Consider the following 18,113-nt stretch of genomic DNA (forward strand, 5'->3'; position numbering starts at 1 on the left):
AGTGGACACGATTGCCAGTCTGTTCAGCTTTATCACCTGGCCTGTTTCCTGGGTCATCGTCCAGTTCCACAAGTTGTACGGCGCGATCTTCGGGCCGGACACGGGCTGGGCCTGGGGACTGTCCATCGTGTCCCTGGTGGTGCTGATCCGGATCTGTCTGATCCCGCTCTTCGTGAAGCAGATCAAGTCGACCCGGAACATGCAGGCGCTCCAGCCGAAGATGAAGGCGATCCAGGAGCGCTACAAGAGCGACAAGCAGCGTCAGTCCGAAGAGATGATGAAGCTGTACAAGGAGACGGGCACCAACCCGCTCTCCTCGTGCCTTCCCATCCTGGCGCAGTCGCCCTTCTTCTTCGCGCTGTACCACGTGCTGTCGGGCATCGCGAGCGGCAAGACCATCGGCGTCATCAACCAGCCGCTGCTGGAGAGCGCCCAGAAGGCCCACATCTTCGGCGCCCCGCTGGCGGCCAAGTTCACGGACAGCGCCCACAAGGTCGAGAGCCTGGGTGCCACGCTCACCGACGTCCGCGTGATCACCGCGATCATGATCGTGATGATGTCCGCGTCGCAGTTCTTCACGCAGCGCCAGCTGATGACGAAGAACGTGGACCTGTCGGTGAAGACGCCGTTCATGCAGCAGCAGAAGATGCTGATGTACGTCTTCCCGGTCATGTTCGCCGTGATGGGTGTCAACTTCCCCGTCGGTGTCCTCGTCTACTGGCTGACCACCAACGTGTGGACCATGGGCCAGCAGATGTTCGTGATCAACCAGAACCCGACGCCGGGCTCGAAGGCGCAGGCCAGCTACCTGGAGCGACTGAGCAAGAGCGTCGCCGCCCACGGCGAGGTGCGGGGCAAGCGCCGGCGCGCTGTCGTCCAGGCGATCGTGGCCAAGGGCCCGGACCGCAACGACAACGAGCGCAAGTTCATCACCGGCCTGGCCAAGCAGGGCTTCGCGGCCCAGGCCGACGGCAGCGTGACGAAGAGCGACGTCGCCGTCGCCGAGGCGGAGGGCGCCGCGCCCAAGCGCCAGCAGCCCAAGCGCCAGACCAAGGCCCAGCGCCAGGCGGGTGCCGCGCAGGGCACGGTCGACACCGAGGACGAGCCGAAGACCTCGCTGGACAAGGGCACGTCGGACGAGGAGTCCGAGGCGAAGCAGGACGCGCCGCAGAACGCCAAGGCCAAGCAGGCGGCCAAGCCCGCCTCCGGTACCGCACGCAGCAAGGCCCAGTCCGGACAGCGCAAGGGTCAGCAGCGGCCCAAGCACCCGTCCAAGAAGTAAGAAGGAGTCCATCCGTGACGGAAGGCACCACCCCGGCCGCCGAGGGTGTCGACACCCTGTCCCGCCTGGAACAGGAGGGGGAGATCGCCGCCGACTACCTTGAGGGTCTGCTCGACATCGCCGATCTCGACGGCGACATCGACATGGACGTCGAGGCGGACCGTGCCGCGGTTTCGATCATCAGCGACGCCAACAGCCGCGATCTCCAGAAGCTCGTCGGCCGTGACGGTGAGGTGCTGGAGGCGCTCCAGGAGCTGACGCGGCTGGCCGTGCACCGGGAGACCGGGGACCGCAGCCGCCTGATGCTGGACATCGCGGGCTTCCGGGCCAAGAAGCGCACGGAACTCGCCGAGCTGGGTGCCAAGACCGCGGACGAGGTCAAGAACTCCGGCGAGCCGGTGAAGCTCCAGCCCATGACGCCGTTCGAGCGCAAGGTCGTGCACGACGCGGTCGCGGCCGCCGGTCTGCGCAGTGAGTCCGAGGGCGAGGAGCCGCAGCGCTTCGTCGTCGTGCTCCCCGCCTGAGCGGTTCATCGCTTTCTCGGCCCCGTCTGTTCGCAGGCGGGGCCGATCTTTGTCAGCCTGATAGTCAGCCACCCCAGCGCGGGAAGCGCGGTACGGAAGGACGGTCCCCGTGACGGAGGCAGCAGCAGAGCTTCCCCAGGCGCCCGAAGAGGCGCGCGCGGTATTCGGCGAGTACTTCCCGGAAGCCGTCCGGTACGCCGAGCTGCTCGCGGACGCGGGAGTCAAGCGCGGCCTGATCGGGCCCCGTGAGGTTCCTCGCCTCTGGGAGCGGCATCTGCTCAATTGCGCGGTGCTCTCCGAGGTCGTCCCCGAGGGCGTCACGGTCTGCGATGTCGGCTCCGGCGCGGGGCTGCCCGGTATCCCGCTGGCGCTGGTGCGCCCGGATCTGAAGATCACGCTGCTTGAGCCGCTGCTGCGCCGCACCAATTTCCTCCAGGAAGTGGTGGAACTGCTGGGCCTGGACCATGTGACCGTGGTGCGCGGCCGGGCCGAGGAGGTGCTGGGCAAGCTCCAGCCCGTGCATGTGGTGACGGCGCGCGCCGTGGCCCCGCTGGACCGGCTGGCCGGCTGGGGTGTCCCGCTGCTGCGCCCGTACGGCGAGATGCTGGCCCTCAAGGGCGACACCGCCGAGGAGGAGATCCAGGGGGCGCGGGCCGCGCTGAGCAAGCTCGGTGTGGTGAACGCCTCAGTGCTCCACGTCGGTGAGGGCGTCGTGGACCCGCTCTCCACGGTCGTACGGGTCGAGGTCGGCGAGAGCCCGGGCGGTGTCCGGTTCGCCGCCAAGCGCGCCAAGGCTGCCAGGACCGGCCGCACCAGGCGCCGTCGCTGAGGTGTCGGACCTGCGCTGTCGGACCCGCCGCGGGGTGGATGCTCCATAGAAGGTGCGATACGTACGCATTTCGGAGTGTCGTAACCATCTGACCGCAGGGCGCGTGCATCGTGTTTCACGTGAAACGTCGCTCTCTGCTGCATGGAATCATCAGCCGCGGCCGTTCCGCCGCGCCACGCGACCGCAAGCCCTTCGGCGGGGCCCTGGAGTCCCCCTTGGGGGCTACGGAGTTGTCCACAACGGTGGATTCATCCACAGAAGACCGGGCCTCGCTGGTTCACCACCCCGAAGGCATGGCAGGCTCTGTGCATTGCGAGCCTGAAGTCGAGGAGAGTGAATCCTTGCGGTCCGACGCCAACATCGCGGGACCGATGACCGATCCGGTCCCCGGTCCCCGTACCGAGTCAACGGGGGAGGATGTTTCACGTGAAACACCGCCCCCGATGGACGACACCCCCATCGGTCGTGCTGCCCAGCTGGCGGTGGAAGCTCTCGGCCGTGCCGGCGAGGGACTGCCCCGGCCGGAGCAGACACGCATCATGGTGGTCGCCAACCAGAAGGGCGGCGTCGGCAAGACCACGACGACGGTCAATCTCGCCGCCTCGCTGGCCCTGCATGGCGCCCGGGTCCTGGTCGTCGACCTCGACCCCCAGGGCAATGCCTCCACCGCGCTGGGGATAGACCACCACGCCGAAGTCCCCTCGATCTACGACGTCCTGGTGGAGAGCAAGCCGCTCTCCGACGTCGTCCAGCCGGTTCATGACGTCGAGGGCCTTTTCTGCGCCCCCGCCACGATCGACCTGGCCGGCGCGGAGATCGAGCTGGTGTCCCTGGTGGCGCGGGAGAGCCGGTTGCAGCGTGCCATCCAGGCATACGAGCAGCCGCTGGACTACATCCTGATCGACTGCCCGCCGTCGCTTGGGCTCCTGACGGTCAACGCGCTGGTCGCCGGAGCCGAAGTCCTCATCCCGATCCAGTGCGAGTACTACGCGCTGGAGGGTCTGGGGCAGCTGCTGCGGAACGTCGATCTGGTGCGCGCCCATCTGAACCCGACCCTGCATGTGTCGACGATCCTGCTCACCATGTACGACGGCAGGACCAGGCTCGCCTCCCAGGTGGCGGACGAAGTACGCAGTCACTTCGGGCAGGAAGTCCTGCGGACGAGCATCCCGCGGTCGGTCCGCATCTCGGAGGCTCCGAGCTACGGCCAGACGGTGCTCACCTATGACCCGGGCTCCAGCGGCTCGCTCTCGTATCTCGAAGCCGCCCGCGAGATCGCACTGCGCGGGGTCGGCATCAACTACGACCCGACGACGCACATCCCCGTGGGCAGTCAGAACAACCAGCACAGCATGTCGGAGGGGATCCAGTGAGTGAGCGACGTAGAGGTCTGGGGCGCGGGCTCGGTGCGCTGATCCCCGCCGCCCCGCAGGAGAAGTCCGCGCCCTCGCAGGGGACGGCTTCCACGTCCCCGGCGGCGGTGCCGGTACTGACCGCGGAGCGGGGGGTGGCGGCGGCCAAGGTGGCCACGCTGGCCGCGCCTCCTGTTTCACGTGAAACATCGCTGCCGGTTCAGGCGCCCGAGCCGGAGGCCGTACCGGAGCTGAAGGAGCCCGCCGGGGCGTACTTCGCCGAGGTGCCGCTGGGTTCGATCACGCCCAACCCGAGGCAGCCGCGTGAGGTGTTCGACGAGGACGCGCTCGCCGAACTCATCACGTCCATCAAGGAAGTCGGGCTCCTCCAGCCCGTCGTCGTACGCCAGCTGGCCCCCGAGCGCTACGAGCTCATCATGGGTGAGCGGCGCTGGCGGGCCTGCCGTGAGGCGGGCCTGGAGCGGATCCCCGCGATCGTCCGGGACACGGACGACGAGAAGCTGCTCCTGGACGCCCTTCTGGAGAACCTGCACCGGGCTCAGCTGAACCCGCTGGAAGAGGCGGCCGCCTACGACCAGTTGCTGAAGGACTTCAGCTGCACGCACGACCAGCTGGCGGACCGCATCGGCCGGTCGCGCCCGCAGGTCTCCAACACGCTGCGCCTGCTGCGCCTTTCGCCACCCGTTCAGCGCAGGGTGGCGGCCGGAGTTCTCTCGGCGGGCCATGCCCGGGCCCTGCTCTCGGTCGACGACTCGGACGAGCAGGACCGGCTGGCGCATCGCATCGTGGCCGAGGGGTTGTCGGTGCGTGCGGTCGAGGAGATCGTGACGCTGCTGAACTCGGAGCCCAAGAGCGCCACGAAGGCCAAGGGCCCGCGTGCCGGGACCCGGCTGGCGCCCGCGCTCACCGATCTGGCCACCCGCCTCTCGGACCGCTTCGAGACCCGGGTGAAGGTCGATCTGGGCCAGAAGAAGGGAAAGATCGTCGTCGAGTTCGCGTCGATAGACGATCTGGAGCGGATCCTCGGCACGCTCGCCCCCGGCGAGGGACGGGTCCTCAACAAGGGCCTGGCCGAGGAGTCGGCGGAGGGCGACGAAGCCTGACCCGATGATGTTCTCGTCGTCGCGGCCAGGGTAGTTGTCGTAGCGGGCGGGCTGTGTTCCGATGCATACGGAACACAGCCCGCCCTTTGCTTTCACGCGGTATGCGCGTCGGCGTTGGGTGGATACGATGCGTTCTGGTATGGCACATCCACCTTGAGCCACTTCAAAGGGAGGGCGGGGAGCCATGCGTACGGTGAGCCGTACCCAACTGGTGACAGCGGGGCTTGGCCTCGGGGCGGTCGGCGGCTTCGTCGGCAGTCTCCTCCGGGAACGGAGCGCGCTGTCGGCCGCCCAGGGAGCGGCAGGCGAGGGAAGCGAGGAACAGCCTTCATGGGGCGTCGGCTTGTACCGCTCACGCTGGACAACCTTCCGGACCTTCCCAAGCGCTGTCGCTCCTGTGTCTTCTGGGAGCTTGACCCGGTCAGCGGAGAAGCCGCGATAAAGGCCGGGACGCCCGAGCTCGAAAAAGAAGCCTGGATATCGGCCGTGCTCCTGGAATGGGGCTCCTGCGGCCGGGTCGTCTATGTCGACGACGTGCCGGTGGGCTACGTGCTCTATGCCCCGCCCGCCTATGTGCCGCGCTCCACCGCCTTTCCCACGAGCCCGGTGTCACCCGACGCGGTGCAGCTCATGACGGCGTGGATCATGCCCGGCTACCAGGGGCAGGGGCTGGGCAGAGTGATGGTGCAGACCGTCGCGAAGGATCTGCTGCGGCGCGGTTTCAAGGCTATCGAGGCGTTCGGGGACGCCCGTTGGCGGGAGCCGGCCTGTGTGCTGCCCGCGGACCATCTTCTGGCGGTGGGCTTCAAGACGGTCCGGCCGCATCCTCGCCATCCCCGGCTGCGGCTGGAGCTGAGGACGACGCTCTCCTGGAAGGAAGACGTCGAGCTGGCCCTGGACCGGCTGCTGGGAGCCGTTCAGAAGGAACCGGCCCTGCGGCCGCTGTAGCGCGCCGCCGCATCCATACCGTTGTACGCGAACGGGCCCGGTCCCCAAGAGGACCGGGCCCGTGTCGCTGTTTCACGTGAAACAGCGCGGCTGTGACTTACTCGCCGAGGAAGACGTCGAGGTCGCGCAGGAGCGCGGCCTTCGGCTTGGCGCCGACGATCGTCTTGGCGACCTCGCCGCCCTGGTAGACGTTCAGGGTCGGGATCGACATGACGCCGTACTTCGCCGCGGTGCCCGGGTTCTCGTCGATGTTGAGCTTGACGATCTCGATCTGGTCGCCGTGCTCCGCCGCGATGGCCTCCAGGGACGGGGCGATCTGACGGCACGGGCCGCACCACTCGGCCCAGAAGTCCACCAGTACGGGCTTGTCGCTCTTGAGGACGACCTCGTCGAAGTCGGCGTCGGTCACGGTCTTCAGGGTGCCGGCCACGGCATCCTCCTTGCGGGGTGTGGGTTGGGGGGTGGGGAAAGAGGTCAGACGGCGGCCGCGGCGGCCTTCTCGTCGTCGGCGAGCGCGGCGAGGAAGCGCTCGGCGTCGAGGGCGGCGGAGCAGCCGGTACCGGCGGCGGTGATGGCCTGCCGGTAGGTGTGGTCCACCACGTCGCCGGCGCCGAAGACACCGGTCAGGTTGGTGCGGGTGGAGGGCGCGGCGACCTTGAGGTAGCCCTCGTCGTCCAGGTCCAGCTGGCCCTTGAAGAGCTCGGTGCGCGGGTCGTGGCCCACGGCGATGAACAGGCCGGTGACCGCCAGCTCCGAGGTCTCGCCGGTCTTGGTGTTGCGCAGGGTCAGACCGGAGAGCTTCTGGTCGCCGTGGATCTCGGCGACCTCGCTGTCCCAGGCGAACTTGATCTTCGGGTCGGCGAAGGCGCGCTCCTGCATCGCCTTGGAGGCGCGCAGGCTGTCACGGCGGTGGACGATGGTGACCGACTTGGCGAAGCGGGAGAGGAAGGTCGCCTCCTCCATCGCGGTGTCACCGCCGCCGACCACGGCGATGTCCTGGTCCTTGAAGAAGAAGCCGTCGCAGGTGGCGCACCAGGAGACACCGCGCCCGGAGAGCTTGTCCTCGTTGGGCAGGCCGAGCTTGCGGTGCTGGGAGCCGGTGGTGACGATGACGGCCTTGGCGCGGTGGACGGTGCCCGCGGTGTCCGTGACGGTCTTGATGTCACCGGAGAGGTCGACGGCGACGACGTCGTCCGGGAGCAGCTCTGCGCCGAAGCGCTCCGCCTGCGCGCGCATGTTGTCCATGAGGTCCGGACCCATGATGCCGTCGCGGAAGCCGGGGAAGTTCTCCACCTCGGTGGTGTTCATCAGCGCGCCGCCGGCGGTGACGGCGCCCTCGAACACCAGCGGCTGAAGCGACGCACGCGCGGTGTAGAGCGCGGCCGTGTACCCGGCCGGCCCGGAGCCAATGATGATCACGTTACGGACGTCGCTCACGGGTTTCTTCCTCGTCTCTGCGGACTGCCTGCTGCCTACCGGGGCCCGGTCCAGGACTCTCACCCCACCCAACGGATCCTACGGGGCGAGCATTCCCGAGGAGTCTCACCGATGGGGATAGGCGTGGGTCAGCAGCAGCTTGCCCTTGTCATTGGGCGCCGCGCTCTCGCAGGACGCGTCGACGATGTACGCCTGGACCTGGGAGTTGTCCGTGGCGTGCGGAAGGACGACAAGGTACGCCCGGGTCCCCTGGTACTCGCCGGTCTCCGCCGCCAAGGGAGCCTCGGCGGTACGGCCGGTGCCCGCCAGGACACACGGTGGCACGGTGACGGCGCTTCCGGTCTTCGAGGAGTCGCCGGACGCGGCCTCGAAAGGCTTCCTGCCCGACGTGGCGTTCGGGGCGCTCTCCAGGGACGGGTGAGCGGAGGAGAGCAGGGTCTGCACCTGCCCCGGGAGGGAGGCGGTTGAGAATTCGGCTCCCTGCGGCTTGTGCGTGGTCGTATCGGTCGCCTGGGTGCTGTGGTCGTCGGACGTGTGGACGGTCTGCACCAGCAGGACCCCGAAGCCGATCGCCGCCGCGCCGAAGACGGCGCCGAGCACGGCCGTACGACGACGCCTGGTCATCCGGGGGCGGCCGGGTCCTGTCGCGGCCCGGGGGCGCCCGGCCGGACGGTCCACCGTGGGTGCTTCCGCCGGGACGGCCTGGGGCGATGTTTCACGTGAAACATGCGCTGCTTCAGCGGTCGCCGCGACGCTGACGGGCGCTTCGTTGTCGGCGGGGGCCGTCGCGTCGAGAAGAGCCTCGGCGGCGAGCGCGGCGTCGATACGGCCTGCGACATCGGCAGGCATGCGCGGGGGGCCCGGCAGGGTGCCCAGCAGCTCACGGATCTCCGTCAGGGAGGCGTGCACGTCGGCGCAGAGGTCACAGGAGTCCAGATGCCGCCGGACAGCGGCCGTGCGGGAGGGCGGCAGAACGCCCTCGTGGAGGTCGGAGATCTCCGAGACGTCCGGGTGCTGAGTCGTGTCGGCCGTGGATGTCACGCGCGCCCACCTCCGCCCTTCACAGCAGCAGGATCATTCGGTCCTGCGTCCCTTGGTCCCGACGCAGGTGGGACGGATGTCCCCGGCGTCCGGTTCCTTCCCCCGGCTTGCTCGTTGCTATCCCCGCCATCTCTGCCGCCCCTGGTCTCGCCCGCATCGCCGCGCAGATGCCCGAGCAGGGGCAGTAGCCGCGCCCGGCCCCGGGCACAGCGGCTTTTCACGGTTCCCACCGGCACATCGAGGATCTGCGCCGCCTCCGCCACCGGATAGCCCTGCATGTCCACCAGGACCAGGGCGGCGCGCTGCTCGGGCGGGAGCGTCCCCAGGGCCTTCACCAGCTGCCTGTGGAGGTCGGAGCGCTCCGCGGGAGCCTCGGCGGACTCATGGGGCTCCAGAAGCTGCTCCAGGCGCTCCGCGTCGTCCACGGGCGAGGTCTTGCGGGAGGCCGCCTTGCGGGCCCGGTCCAGGCAGGCGTTCACGGTGATGCGGTGCAGCCACGTCGTGACGGCCGACTGGCCGCGGAAGGTGTGGGCGGCCCGGTAGGCGGACACCAGGGCGTCCTGTACCGCGTCGGCGGCCTCCTCGCGGTCGCCGAGCGTCCGCAGGGCGACCGCCCAGAGTCTGTCGCGGTGGCGCCGCACGAGCTCACCGAAGGCGTCGGGGTCACCGTCGACATGGCGGGCCAGGAGCTCCTGGTCGCTCGCGCCGCGCGTGGCGTCGTCCAACGGTGAACCCCCTCCCCCTGCTGTCGGATCTCTGATCAGCCGGTGAACTTGACGTCTGTTATGGCCTGCTTGTAGCCGGAGACACTGAACTCGTCGCCGGACGCGTACGGCGCCGCCGTGATCCACAGGAGGACATAGCGGGTCTTCACCGGCTTCTTCGCCTTCAGATCGACCGTGGTGCCCTTGGTCGTCGTGGTGGCGATCTGCTGCATCGAGCCGACCGGCCCCGGCGACATGGAGTCCGCCGCGTACAGCGCCAGTGTGGTGTGGTCGCCGCCGTACCGGAGCGCTATCGAAGCCGCCGAGACGTCCTTCTCGGACCCGAGGTCGTAGACGATGCCCACGCCCTGCTTGAAGGGCGCGAGCTTGGGGCCGTCGTTGTAGCTCTTGGAGCGCCAGTACGTGGAGGCATCGCCGTCGTACGTCTTGCCCACGTCCCTGGCGTCCTGCGGATTGCCGTCCGGCGCGTACTCCTCGGCGCCCTGGATCCGCAGCGGCACCGGCACCTTCGGCTTGTCGCCGTCGGTCTTGGTCGTCTGCTGGGACGTGCCGGACTCGCCGGAGCCGCCCTTGTCGTGGCCCAGGAGCGTGTCCGCGAGCTGCCAGCTGCCGAGGCCCAGCGCGGCGATCAGCAGCGCCGAGACACCCCACTTGATGACCTTGCCGGTACGGCCCTGAAGCGTCGGCGGCGGGACGGGCACGGCCTGGGTGACCTGCGGGCGCGGCCCGGCGGGCGGGCGGCCGTAGGTGCCCTGCTGGTAGGTGGTGCGCTGGTACTCCGGCGGCGCCGTGAACGCGGGCTCCGGCGGGCGGATGCGCGGCATCGCCGAGATGGCCTTGACGAGCTCGTCCGGGGTGGTGCAGGCCGGTTCCTGGCGCGACGCGGTGGCGCCGTCGTTGACCAGCGCCCGCATGGCGAGCTCCGACAGGCCCCGGTGGACTCCCGCCCGTACCTGGTCGGGGGCGATCAGGCCGACCCCCTTGGGCAGGCCGTGCAGGCCGTACGCGTCGCTGTTGTACGGCCAGCGCTGGGTGAGCGCGGCGTACAGGAGCGCGCCGATCGCCTCCGTGTCGGTCCGCTGCGGGGTGTCGGAGGCGATGCCGCGCAGGGCGGCGTTCACCGCGAGCCCGCGGATGCGGTACTGCCCGGACGACGTGCGAAGGATCGCGCCGGGGGTCAGCCGCAGGTGCGCCAGGCCCTCGCGGTGGGCCGCAGCCATGGCCTGGGAGACCTGGGTGACCATCTGGTAGGCGTCGTGCGCCTCCAGCGGGCCCAGGGCCAGCAGCGCGGTCAGCTCGGTGGCGTCCGGCAGCCACTCGTGGACCACGTAGACGAGGTCGTTCTCCTCCACCGCGTCCAGGACCTGGACGAAGCGGGGGTCCCCGAGGAGCGCGGACGAGCGGGCCGCGGCCAGCACCGAGCGCGCCCGCGGATGGTCCGCGGGGAGCAGATGGACCCCGACGGCGCGGCGGAGCTTTTCGTCGACCGCCCGCCAGCTGCTGAAACCGTCCAGACGGGTGACGCACTCTTCGAGTCGGTAGCGTCTGGCGAGCTTGTGGCCGCTGTGCAGCTCCGGTGTGGCGATGGAGGGCTCCGCGGCCTTCCGCTCACCGCCCGTGTCGCCGGCGCCCTGCTCCGCCGTGTCTGCCGTATCGATGGATTCCGCCACCCCGTCGGTCGTGGCCGCGTCCGCCTTGGCGGTCAGCGGGTTGTCGCCGCTGTTGTCGGCCACGTCGACGGCAGCCGTGCTACGTTCCGCCACCGTCGTTCCTGCCTCCCCATCCGTTGCGTGCTGTCGGCCAGCCATGCAAAGTCATGCCAATTGTGCCCACAGTCCGGCGCTATGCACGACACACGGCGGCGGACGATGGTTGTGCTCGGGCAGCGGGCTCAGCGCCCGAGGCGTCCCCGCACCATTCCGACCATGGAGTTCAGCTCCTCGATCCGCATCTTCTTCGCCGAGACGAAGAAGACTCCGAGCAGGACTGCCCCGCCCACGATCAGCGCCACGAGCGAGCCGAGTACCCCCTGGCCAAGGCCCTTGAGCGACGCGAAGGCCACCGCGCCGCCGATCGCCGCCGCCGGTACGGACGCCAGGCACAGCCTCGCGTAGGTACGCAGGACGTGCGCGCCGTCCAGGTCGCCGCCCAGCCGGTTGCGCAGTCGGCGCCAGGCCACTCCCACACCTACCGCGTAGGCCAGCCCGTACGCACCCGCCATGCCCACGACCGCCCACTGGGCGGGCAGCAGCGCATAGCAGGCGGCCGATGCGGCGGCGTTCACCGCGGCCACGATGACGGTGTTGTAGAACGGCGTGCGGGTGTCCTCGTACGCGTAGAAGCCGCGCAGCACGACGTACTGGACCGAGTACGGGATCAGCCCCAGCGCGAACGCCATCAGGATGAAGCCCATGGACCGCGCGGCCTCGGTGCTGGTGTTGGCGTACAGCAGGCTGCACATCGGGACGCCGAGCGCCAGGAACGCGAAGGCGATCGGGACGATCGCGACGGCCGAGTTGCGCAGGCCCTGTGAGATGTCGTCGCGCACCGCGCCCGGGTCGTTGTCGTGCGCGGCGCGGGAGATGCGCGGCAGCAGCGCGGCCATCACCGAGACGGTGATGATGGCCTGCGGCATGCCCCAGATCAGCTGGGCGTTGGAGTAGGCGAGGAAGCCCGCCCCGTGAGCGCCCGACGCCTTTCCGGCGGCCGTGGCGAGCTGGGTGACGACGAGTACGCCGGCCTGGTTGGCGAGCACGAACAGCACGGTCCACTTGGCGAGCTTGACCGTCTTGCCGAGGCCGTGGCCCTTCCAGTCGAAGCGCGGCCGGAACCGGAAGCCGGTCTCCCGCAGGTAGGGGATCATCGCCAGGGCCTGGACGACCAGGCCGAGCAGCGTGCCGATGCCCAGCAGCCGGATGCCGTCCGCCGGGATGGTCTGCACCCCCATGTGGGACTCGCCCGAGGTGCCGTACACCCAGATGAACAGGCCGAACGTGCCGATCATGACGATGTTGTTGAGTACCGGCGTCCACATCATCGCGCCGAACTTGCCGCGCGCGTTGAGGATCTGCCCCAGCACCACGTGCACACCCATGAAGAAGATCGTGGGCAGGCAGTAGCGGGCGAAGGTGACGGCGACGCTGTTGGCGGCCGTGTCGTCCGAGATGGTGCTCGACATCAGCTTGATGAGCAGCGGGGCCGTGAGGACCACGAGGGTGACGATCGCGCCGAGCGCCACCATGACGAGGGTCAGCAGGCGGTTGGCGTACGCCTCGCCGCCGTCCTCGTCGTCCTTCATGGACCGCACCAGCTGCGGCACGAACACCGAGTTCAGACCGCCGCCGACGGTGAGGATGTAGATCATCGTCGGCAGCGTGTACGCGACGGTGTAGGTGTCGCCGAGCAGCGAGGTGCCCAGCGCCACGGTGATGACCAGGCTGCGGACGAAGCCGGTGAGCCGGGACACGAGCGTGCCCGCGGCCATCACGGCGCTCGACTTGAGCAGGTTGGAGGCCCGGCCGCCCGACTCCTTCGGCGGCACGGGAGGCAGCGGCTCGGGCTCCGGACCGGCCGGTGCCGGGCCCGCCGCCTGCTGGTCCCGGTAGAGGTACGCGAAGGCGTCCTGCTCGGGCGGCTCCTCGCCCGAGTAGGTCACCAGGTCGTCGACGCCCACGAACTGCGTGGTGCCCGCCGTGTCGCCGTACGGCAGATGACGCGACGGCCCGTCCGGCTCGGGCGGCGGGGTCTGGGCCCAGATCCGGGGGTCCGGCGCGTACTGCTGCGCGGGCGGCTGCTGGTAGAGCGGCTGCGGCTCGGCGTAGGTGCCCGGGGGCGGCGGCGGGTGCGCGGCGCGGTCGTACAGCGCCTCGCCCACCGGGTCCTGGGCGGACAGGTCCTGCGCCCGGTACGGGTCGTAGCCGTAGGCGTCCTGGAGGTACGGGTCGGCCGCGGGCTGCTGCTGGTACGGGTCTGGCACGGGCTGCTGCGGCTGATACGGGTCCGGCGGTACGGGCTGCTGCGGCGCAGGCACCTGTCCGGCGTAGGGAGGCACCGGGGGCGTGCCCCCGGAAGACGCGGAGCCGCCGCCCGCGCCCTGCCCGCGGTCACCGTCGTACGGCGCGTTCATGGATACCCCACCTCATCGTCCCCGGCCTGGCCGGCCACGGCATAGCGATAGCTCAATGCTCCACTTTCTCACCCGGGCCGGGCGAGGCCCCGCTTTCCGGACCGGTGTCCGGTGTCGGGTCACTCGGCTGCTCGGGATCGTCACCGTGTCCGGGCTCGGCGCCGTCGCCGTCCCCGTTCTCCTCGCCGTTCTCCTTCCGGGCCGTCGAGCGCTTGCGCTGGGTGTACATCCTGATGCCCGCGAGCACGAGCAGCAGGACACCGCCGGCGATCACCAGCATCACCGTCGGGGTGATCTCGGAGACCTGGACCGTGAACTCCATGGGGTCGCCGTACGGCGTGCCGTCCTGGGTGTACAGCCGCGCGGTCACCTGAACGGGGCCGTTCGCGTTCGCCGTGGCGGTGAACTTCACCGACTGGGTGTGGCCGCCGTCGACCTTGACCTGCTGGCCGCCGCCCGTGTCGTCGTTGGTGGTCACCTTGAGGCGGGTGGGGCTGCCCGGCTCCAGCCGAAGCACCAGGTTGTCGACGGGCTGGACCAGCTGGTTCTGCACCGTGACCGCGAGGGTGGCGCTGCGCCCCGACATGGTGGCCGTGGACTTCTGGATGAGCCGGACCTTGTCGGTGAGGCTGTCCAGATAGCTCTGGACGCCGGCCCGGTAGACCACCGCGCCTTCCCGGTTGGTGCGCCAGGACGTGGAGATCTCGCGGTTGATGGCGTTGCCGAAGGGGGTGACCACCCGGTCGGGGGCGGTCAGGATGACCTTGAACTTGTCCAGGGTGCCCTGGGTGCTGCGCATGTCCTGGAACGCCTGCGGCGGCAGCTCGTCCTTGCGCAGATCTCCCGGGTACGAGGAGGAGCCGGGGACCCGGGTGGTGGCGTGGGAGTCCGGCTTGGCCGAGGCGGCGGCGTCGAGGCCGAGGGGCTGGGTCCAGCGCTGTCCGCTCAGGGCGCGGATGGCGCTCGCCATCGTCTGGGCCTGGCTGGAGGTGGGCATCCGCTGCGGCGCGACGACGATGCTGCGCTGGGTGTCGGTGTTCTGGAGCGTGACGGCCAGCGTCTGGGCGAGGAACTCCTGGACCGCCAGGGTGGAGCTGCCGGCTCTCGACATGTCGCCCTCGAAGGCCGTGGAGAGCCGGGCGTCGGCGACCACGGCGGTGGTGCCGCCGCCGATCGGCCGGGCGGCCGTCGGCGAGTACGACAGGTTGCCGGTCTCCCGGAGGCTGTCGCTGCGGGCGATCACGTTGTGCGCGCCGGCCGAGGTGGCGACATCCACGATCGACGGGTCGATCGCGCCGTCCACCGGCCAGGCGAAGTCGACCGACGGGGTCACGTGCAGGATCGTGTCGACGGTCTTCTCGGCGACCTCGGTGGCGCCCTGCAGATGGCTCAGCGAGCCGGAGACGTCCTTGCCCCGGTGGGCGAGCGAGGCCAGGTCCGGGTCGGCGAAGGGCAGCGCGACGACCTTGTCGCCCTGCACCGCTTCCTCAAGCGAGCTCAGCCACTGCTTGGCCACTTCCTGATTGGTGCCCGGCACATTGGTGTCGCCGGAGTTGACCTTGTAGTTCCGGGTCATCGCGTCGACGGCGGCCAGCAGATCGGGGTCTATCACCCAGGTCACCGGCAGCTGGCTGCCGAGCGAGACCATCCGCTCCAGGCGCCCGCCGGGGGCGAGCTCGGCGGCCAGCGAGTCGTCGGCGAACACCGGTGTCTGCTGCTCGTCCGAGCCCGTCTGCGCGGTGAGGTGGGTCGAGGAGATCAGCGGCCACATGTAGGTGAGCTGCGACTTCTTGCCGTCGACGGCCTCCGGCTGCCACGGCAGGAAGGTCCGCTGGATGCCCAGGACCTGGTCGTACGGCTGGTTCGGGGTCTGGCCCGAGAGGGAGACGCCGAGCTGGTACACGCCGTCCCCGTCCAAGCCCAGCTTGCTCACCGGCAGGGAGAGGGTGAAGTCCCGGCTGATCCCCGGGGCCAGCTTCGGGAACTTGACCGTGGGCCCGTCACCGAGCTCGGCGGCGTCGACGCCGGGGGTGAAGCCGGTGCGCTGGGAGGCGTCGTCGATCGTGGTGCGGCCCTGGAGGCGCCCGCCGACCCGCAGCCCCACATGGGCGCTCGTGACGGGCTGCTTGCCCGTGTTGGTGACTGTCCCCGAGATGGTCAGCGTGTCGCTCTTGACGGGGGCGCTCGGGGTCATCGAGTCGAGCGTCACCTGGACGGTGCGCGTTCCGGTCCCGGCCTTGCCCGCGGCGGCCTTCTCAGCGGCGTGGGCCACCGGCGTGGCGGCCGTCCCGGAGAGCAGACCGGCGAGCAGGGGCGCGCCGACCAGCAGCGCCGCGGTGCGGCGCAGCCACCGGCGGGCAGGAGAGTGGCCCGTCCCCTGAGAATCTGCCGCCTCGGCCACGCGTTCGCCCGTCCCTCGTCGTCGTCAGCTGTGTCGGTGGTTGTCGGTTTCTGCGTCCCCGCATGGTAACGAGGTGGACTGTGGCGAAGTGCCGTGGACTGCTCCACATGATCGGAAGAGTGTGACAAGGCGGCGCGCGAGGCGCCATTTCAAGCCGCCGGGGACGTCTGGGGAGCCTGTGCGCGCGGGGCGGGCGGAAACGGGGACGCTCCGGTCGGCCGGGGCACGTACCCTTTTCAGTTGTGCCGAACGCCAATGAAGACAATCCCAGCGCACTGAGCCAGGTGCAGCGCCGCGCGGTCAGTGAACTGCTGAGGGTGTCCCCTGTCGCCGACGACCTCGCCCGCCGCTTCCAGGACGCCGGGTTCTCGCTCGCCCTGGTCGGCGGCTCGGTGCGGGACGCGCTCCTTGGCCGGCTCGGGAACGACCTGGACTTCACGACGGACGCCCGCCCCGAGGACGTGCTGAAGATCGTGCGCCCGTGGTCGGACGCGGTCTGGGAGGTCGGGATCGCCTTCGGGACCGTCGGCTGCCAGAAGGACGGCTACCTCATCGAGGTGACGACGTACCGCTCCGAGGCGTACGACCGGACCTCGCGCAAGCCCGAGGTGTCCTACGGCGACTCCATCGAGCAGGACCTGGTCCGCCGCGACTTCACCGTCAACGCGATGGCCGTGGCGCTCCCCGAGAAGGAGTTCATCGACCCGCACGGCGGCCTGGAGGACCTGGCGGAGCGGGTGCTACGCACCCCCGGTACCCCCGAGGAGTCGTTCTCGGACGATCCGCTGCGCATGATGCGGGCCGCGCGCTTCGCCGCGCAGCTCGACTTCGAGGTGGCCCCCGAGGTCGTCGCCGCGATGAAGGCGATGGCCGACCGGATCGAGATCGTCTCCGCCGAGCGGGTGCGCGACGAGCTGAACAAGCTGCTTGTCTCCGCGCACCCGCGCAAGGGGCTGCGGCTGCTCGTCGACACCGGGATCGCGGACCACGTCCTGCCCGAGCTGCCCGCGCTGCGGCTGGAGAGCGACGAGCACCACCGGCACAAGGACGTCTACGAGCACTCGCTGACGGTGCTCGACCAGGCCATCGCGCTGGAGAAGGACGGGCCCGACCTGGTGCTTCGTCTGGCCGCGCTGCTCCACGACATCGGCAAGCCGCGCACGCGCCGCTTCGAGCAGGACGGCCGGGTCTCCTTCCACCACCACGAGGTGGTCGGCGCGAAGATGACCAAGAAGCGCATGACCGCGCTGAAGTACTCCAACGAGATGGTCAAGGATGTCTCGCGGCTGGTGGAGCTGCATCTGCGCTTCCACGGCTACGGCACGGGCGAGTGGACCGACTCGGCGGTGCGCCGGTACGTACGCGACGGCGGCCCGCTTCTCGACCGGCTGCACAAGCTGACCCGCTCGGACTGCACCACGCGGAACAAGCGCAAGGCCGGCGCGCTCTCGCGAGCCTATGACGGCCTTGAGGAGCGGATCGCGCAGCTTCAGGAGCAGGAGGAGCTCGACTCGATCCGCCCGGACCTGGATGGCAACCAGATCATGGAGATCCTGGGGATCGGCCCCGGTCCGGCGATCGGGCAGGCGTACAAGCACATGCTGGAGCTGCGGCTGGAGCACGGGCCGATGGAGCACGACGCGGCCATCGCGGCGCTCAAGGAGTGGTGGGCCGCGCAGGGCTGAGGCCATGTTTCACGTGAAACATGGCGGCGTTTCACGTGAAACACGGTGGCACGGTGGTACGACGAGGGGCGATGTTTCACGTGAAACATCGCCCCTCGCGTCTGCCTCGGACTACTTCTTGTAGTCCTCCAGGCAGAGGGTGAAGTCCTTGCTGCCGCCCGTCTGCGTGTACTCCGAGTACTTGGTGCGGTCGCAGCCGCTGTTGTCGTCCTTCTTCTCGACGACCTTGTACTTGGCCTTGGAGTCGTCGCAGCTCACGACCTTCAGGTCCGGGTGCGTGCTGCTGGTCGGGTTGCCGATGCTCATGCAGTCGCCCACCTTGGCGGTGTCGGCGTCATGACGGCTGGTGTACCAGCCCACGGCCGCGGCGATGACGACGCTCACCGCGACGACGATCCGCACGATCTTCTTGACGTTGCGGCGCGGCGGGGCCGGCGCGGGCGCGTGCGGTATCGGGGCGCCCTGGTTGAAGTAGGGCGACGGCTGCTGCGGGACCCCGGGCTGGCCCGGCTGCTGACCGTACGGAGCGCCTCCCTGCGGCGGCCCGTACGGCCCTGCGCCCTGCGGCTGGCCGTAGGGAGCGTTGGGCTGCGGCGCGTACGGGTTCTGGCCCTGGGGCGGCGGAGTGGACACTTCGGG

At 69.8% G+C, this 18,113-nt stretch carries 15 protein-coding genes; 7 read left to right on the forward strand and 8 right to left on the reverse strand.

What is annotated here, in order from left to right:
- The first annotated feature begins 1 nt into the window (after nucleotide 1).
- The 6 genes from yidC to ACGFRG_RS08220 all read left to right on the forward strand — a co-directional run bounded on the left by yidC (nucleotide 2) and on the right by ACGFRG_RS08220 (nucleotide 6,059).
- Nucleotides 2–1,282, forward strand: a complete 1,281-nt coding sequence (yidC, locus tag ACGFRG_RS08195) for a membrane protein insertase YidC (protein WP_361423123.1) — start codon at nucleotides 2–4, stop codon at nucleotides 1,280–1,282.
- 14 nt (nucleotides 1,283–1,296) lie between these two features.
- Complete coding sequence (locus tag ACGFRG_RS08200; protein ID WP_361423120.1) at nucleotides 1,297–1,806, forward strand: R3H domain-containing nucleic acid-binding protein; 510 nt, start codon at nucleotides 1,297–1,299, stop codon at nucleotides 1,804–1,806.
- 109 nt (nucleotides 1,807–1,915) lie between these two features.
- Nucleotides 1,916–2,635, forward strand: coding sequence for a 16S rRNA (guanine(527)-N(7))-methyltransferase RsmG (gene rsmG / locus ACGFRG_RS08205; protein ID WP_361423117.1), 720 nt, complete (start codon nucleotides 1,916–1,918; stop codon nucleotides 2,633–2,635).
- Nucleotides 2,636–2,928: 293 nt separating this feature from the next.
- A complete protein-coding gene (locus ACGFRG_RS08210; protein ID WP_361423114.1) occupies nucleotides 2,929–4,008 on the forward strand; it encodes an AAA family ATPase in 1,080 nt (359 codons plus the stop codon).
- Nucleotides 4,005–5,111 carry a ParB/RepB/Spo0J family partition protein gene (locus ACGFRG_RS08215; protein WP_361423111.1) on the forward strand — a complete coding sequence of 369 codons (1,107 nt, stop codon included), beginning with the start codon at nucleotides 4,005–4,007 and terminating at the stop codon, nucleotides 5,109–5,111. Before ACGFRG_RS08210 ends, ACGFRG_RS08215 begins: the two co-directional genes overlap by 4 nt.
- 330 nt (nucleotides 5,112–5,441) lie before the next feature.
- On the forward strand, nucleotides 5,442–6,059 hold the full coding sequence (locus ACGFRG_RS08220; RefSeq protein WP_361423108.1) for a GNAT family N-acetyltransferase: 618 nt from the start codon (nucleotides 5,442–5,444) through the stop codon (nucleotides 6,057–6,059).
- Between the two features lie 97 nt (nucleotides 6,060–6,156).
- On the opposite strand, the gene trxA is transcribed toward ACGFRG_RS08220, so the two are convergent.
- The 7 genes from trxA to ACGFRG_RS08255 all read right to left on the reverse strand — a co-directional run bounded on the left by trxA (nucleotide 6,157) and on the right by ACGFRG_RS08255 (nucleotide 15,789).
- The gene (gene trxA / locus ACGFRG_RS08225; protein WP_361423105.1) at nucleotides 6,157–6,489 is read right to left on the reverse strand and encodes a thioredoxin; all 333 of its coding nucleotides are present in this window, start codon (nucleotides 6,487–6,489) and stop codon (nucleotides 6,157–6,159) included.
- Nucleotides 6,490–6,533: 44 nt separating this feature from the next.
- Nucleotides 6,534–7,496 carry a thioredoxin-disulfide reductase gene (gene trxB / locus ACGFRG_RS08230; protein ID WP_361423102.1) on the reverse strand — a complete coding sequence of 321 codons (963 nt, stop codon included), beginning with the start codon at nucleotides 7,494–7,496 and terminating at the stop codon, nucleotides 6,534–6,536.
- A 105-nt stretch (nucleotides 7,497–7,601) separates the two neighbouring features.
- The gene (locus tag ACGFRG_RS08235) at nucleotides 7,602–8,537 is read right to left on the reverse strand and encodes an anti-sigma factor family protein (RefSeq protein ID WP_393262461.1); all 936 of its coding nucleotides are present in this window, start codon (nucleotides 8,535–8,537) and stop codon (nucleotides 7,602–7,604) included.
- Complete coding sequence (gene sigM / locus ACGFRG_RS08240; protein ID WP_361423096.1) at nucleotides 8,534–9,262, reverse strand: RNA polymerase sigma factor SigM; 729 nt, start codon at nucleotides 9,260–9,262, stop codon at nucleotides 8,534–8,536. Before sigM ends, ACGFRG_RS08235 begins: the two co-directional genes overlap by 4 nt.
- A 35-nt stretch (nucleotides 9,263–9,297) precedes the next feature.
- Nucleotides 9,298–11,025: a protein kinase family protein gene (locus ACGFRG_RS08245; RefSeq protein ID WP_393262464.1), complete on the reverse strand. Its 1,728-nt coding sequence runs from the start codon at nucleotides 11,023–11,025 to the stop codon at nucleotides 9,298–9,300.
- Nucleotides 11,026–11,153: 128 nt separating this feature from the next.
- Nucleotides 11,154–13,388 (reverse strand): murein biosynthesis integral membrane protein MurJ, encoded by a 2,235-nt coding sequence (gene murJ / locus ACGFRG_RS08250; protein ID WP_393262467.1) that lies wholly within the window; start codon nucleotides 13,386–13,388, stop codon nucleotides 11,154–11,156.
- 52 nt (nucleotides 13,389–13,440) lie between these two features.
- Nucleotides 13,441–15,789 carry a DUF6049 family protein gene (locus ACGFRG_RS08255; RefSeq protein WP_393262469.1) on the reverse strand — a complete coding sequence of 783 codons (2,349 nt, stop codon included), beginning with the start codon at nucleotides 15,787–15,789 and terminating at the stop codon, nucleotides 13,441–13,443.
- 242 nt (nucleotides 15,790–16,031) lie between these two features.
- On the opposite strand from ACGFRG_RS08255, the gene ACGFRG_RS08260 reads away from it, so the two are divergent.
- Nucleotides 16,032–17,474, forward strand: coding sequence for a CCA tRNA nucleotidyltransferase (locus tag ACGFRG_RS08260; RefSeq protein WP_361423084.1), 1,443 nt, complete (start codon nucleotides 16,032–16,034; stop codon nucleotides 17,472–17,474).
- Between the two features lie 111 nt (nucleotides 17,475–17,585).
- Here ACGFRG_RS08260 and ACGFRG_RS08265 read toward each other — a convergent pair whose 3' ends face one another.
- Entirely contained in the window at nucleotides 17,586–18,107 is a 522-nt protein-coding gene (locus ACGFRG_RS08265; RefSeq protein WP_361423081.1) for a hypothetical protein, read from the reverse strand.
- Nucleotides 18,108–18,113 lie beyond the last annotated feature (6 nt).

The organism is Streptomyces sp. NPDC048696, assembly GCF_043198895.1.
In the GTDB taxonomy this organism is placed as follows: Bacteria; Actinomycetota; Actinomycetes; order Streptomycetales; family Streptomycetaceae; genus Streptomyces.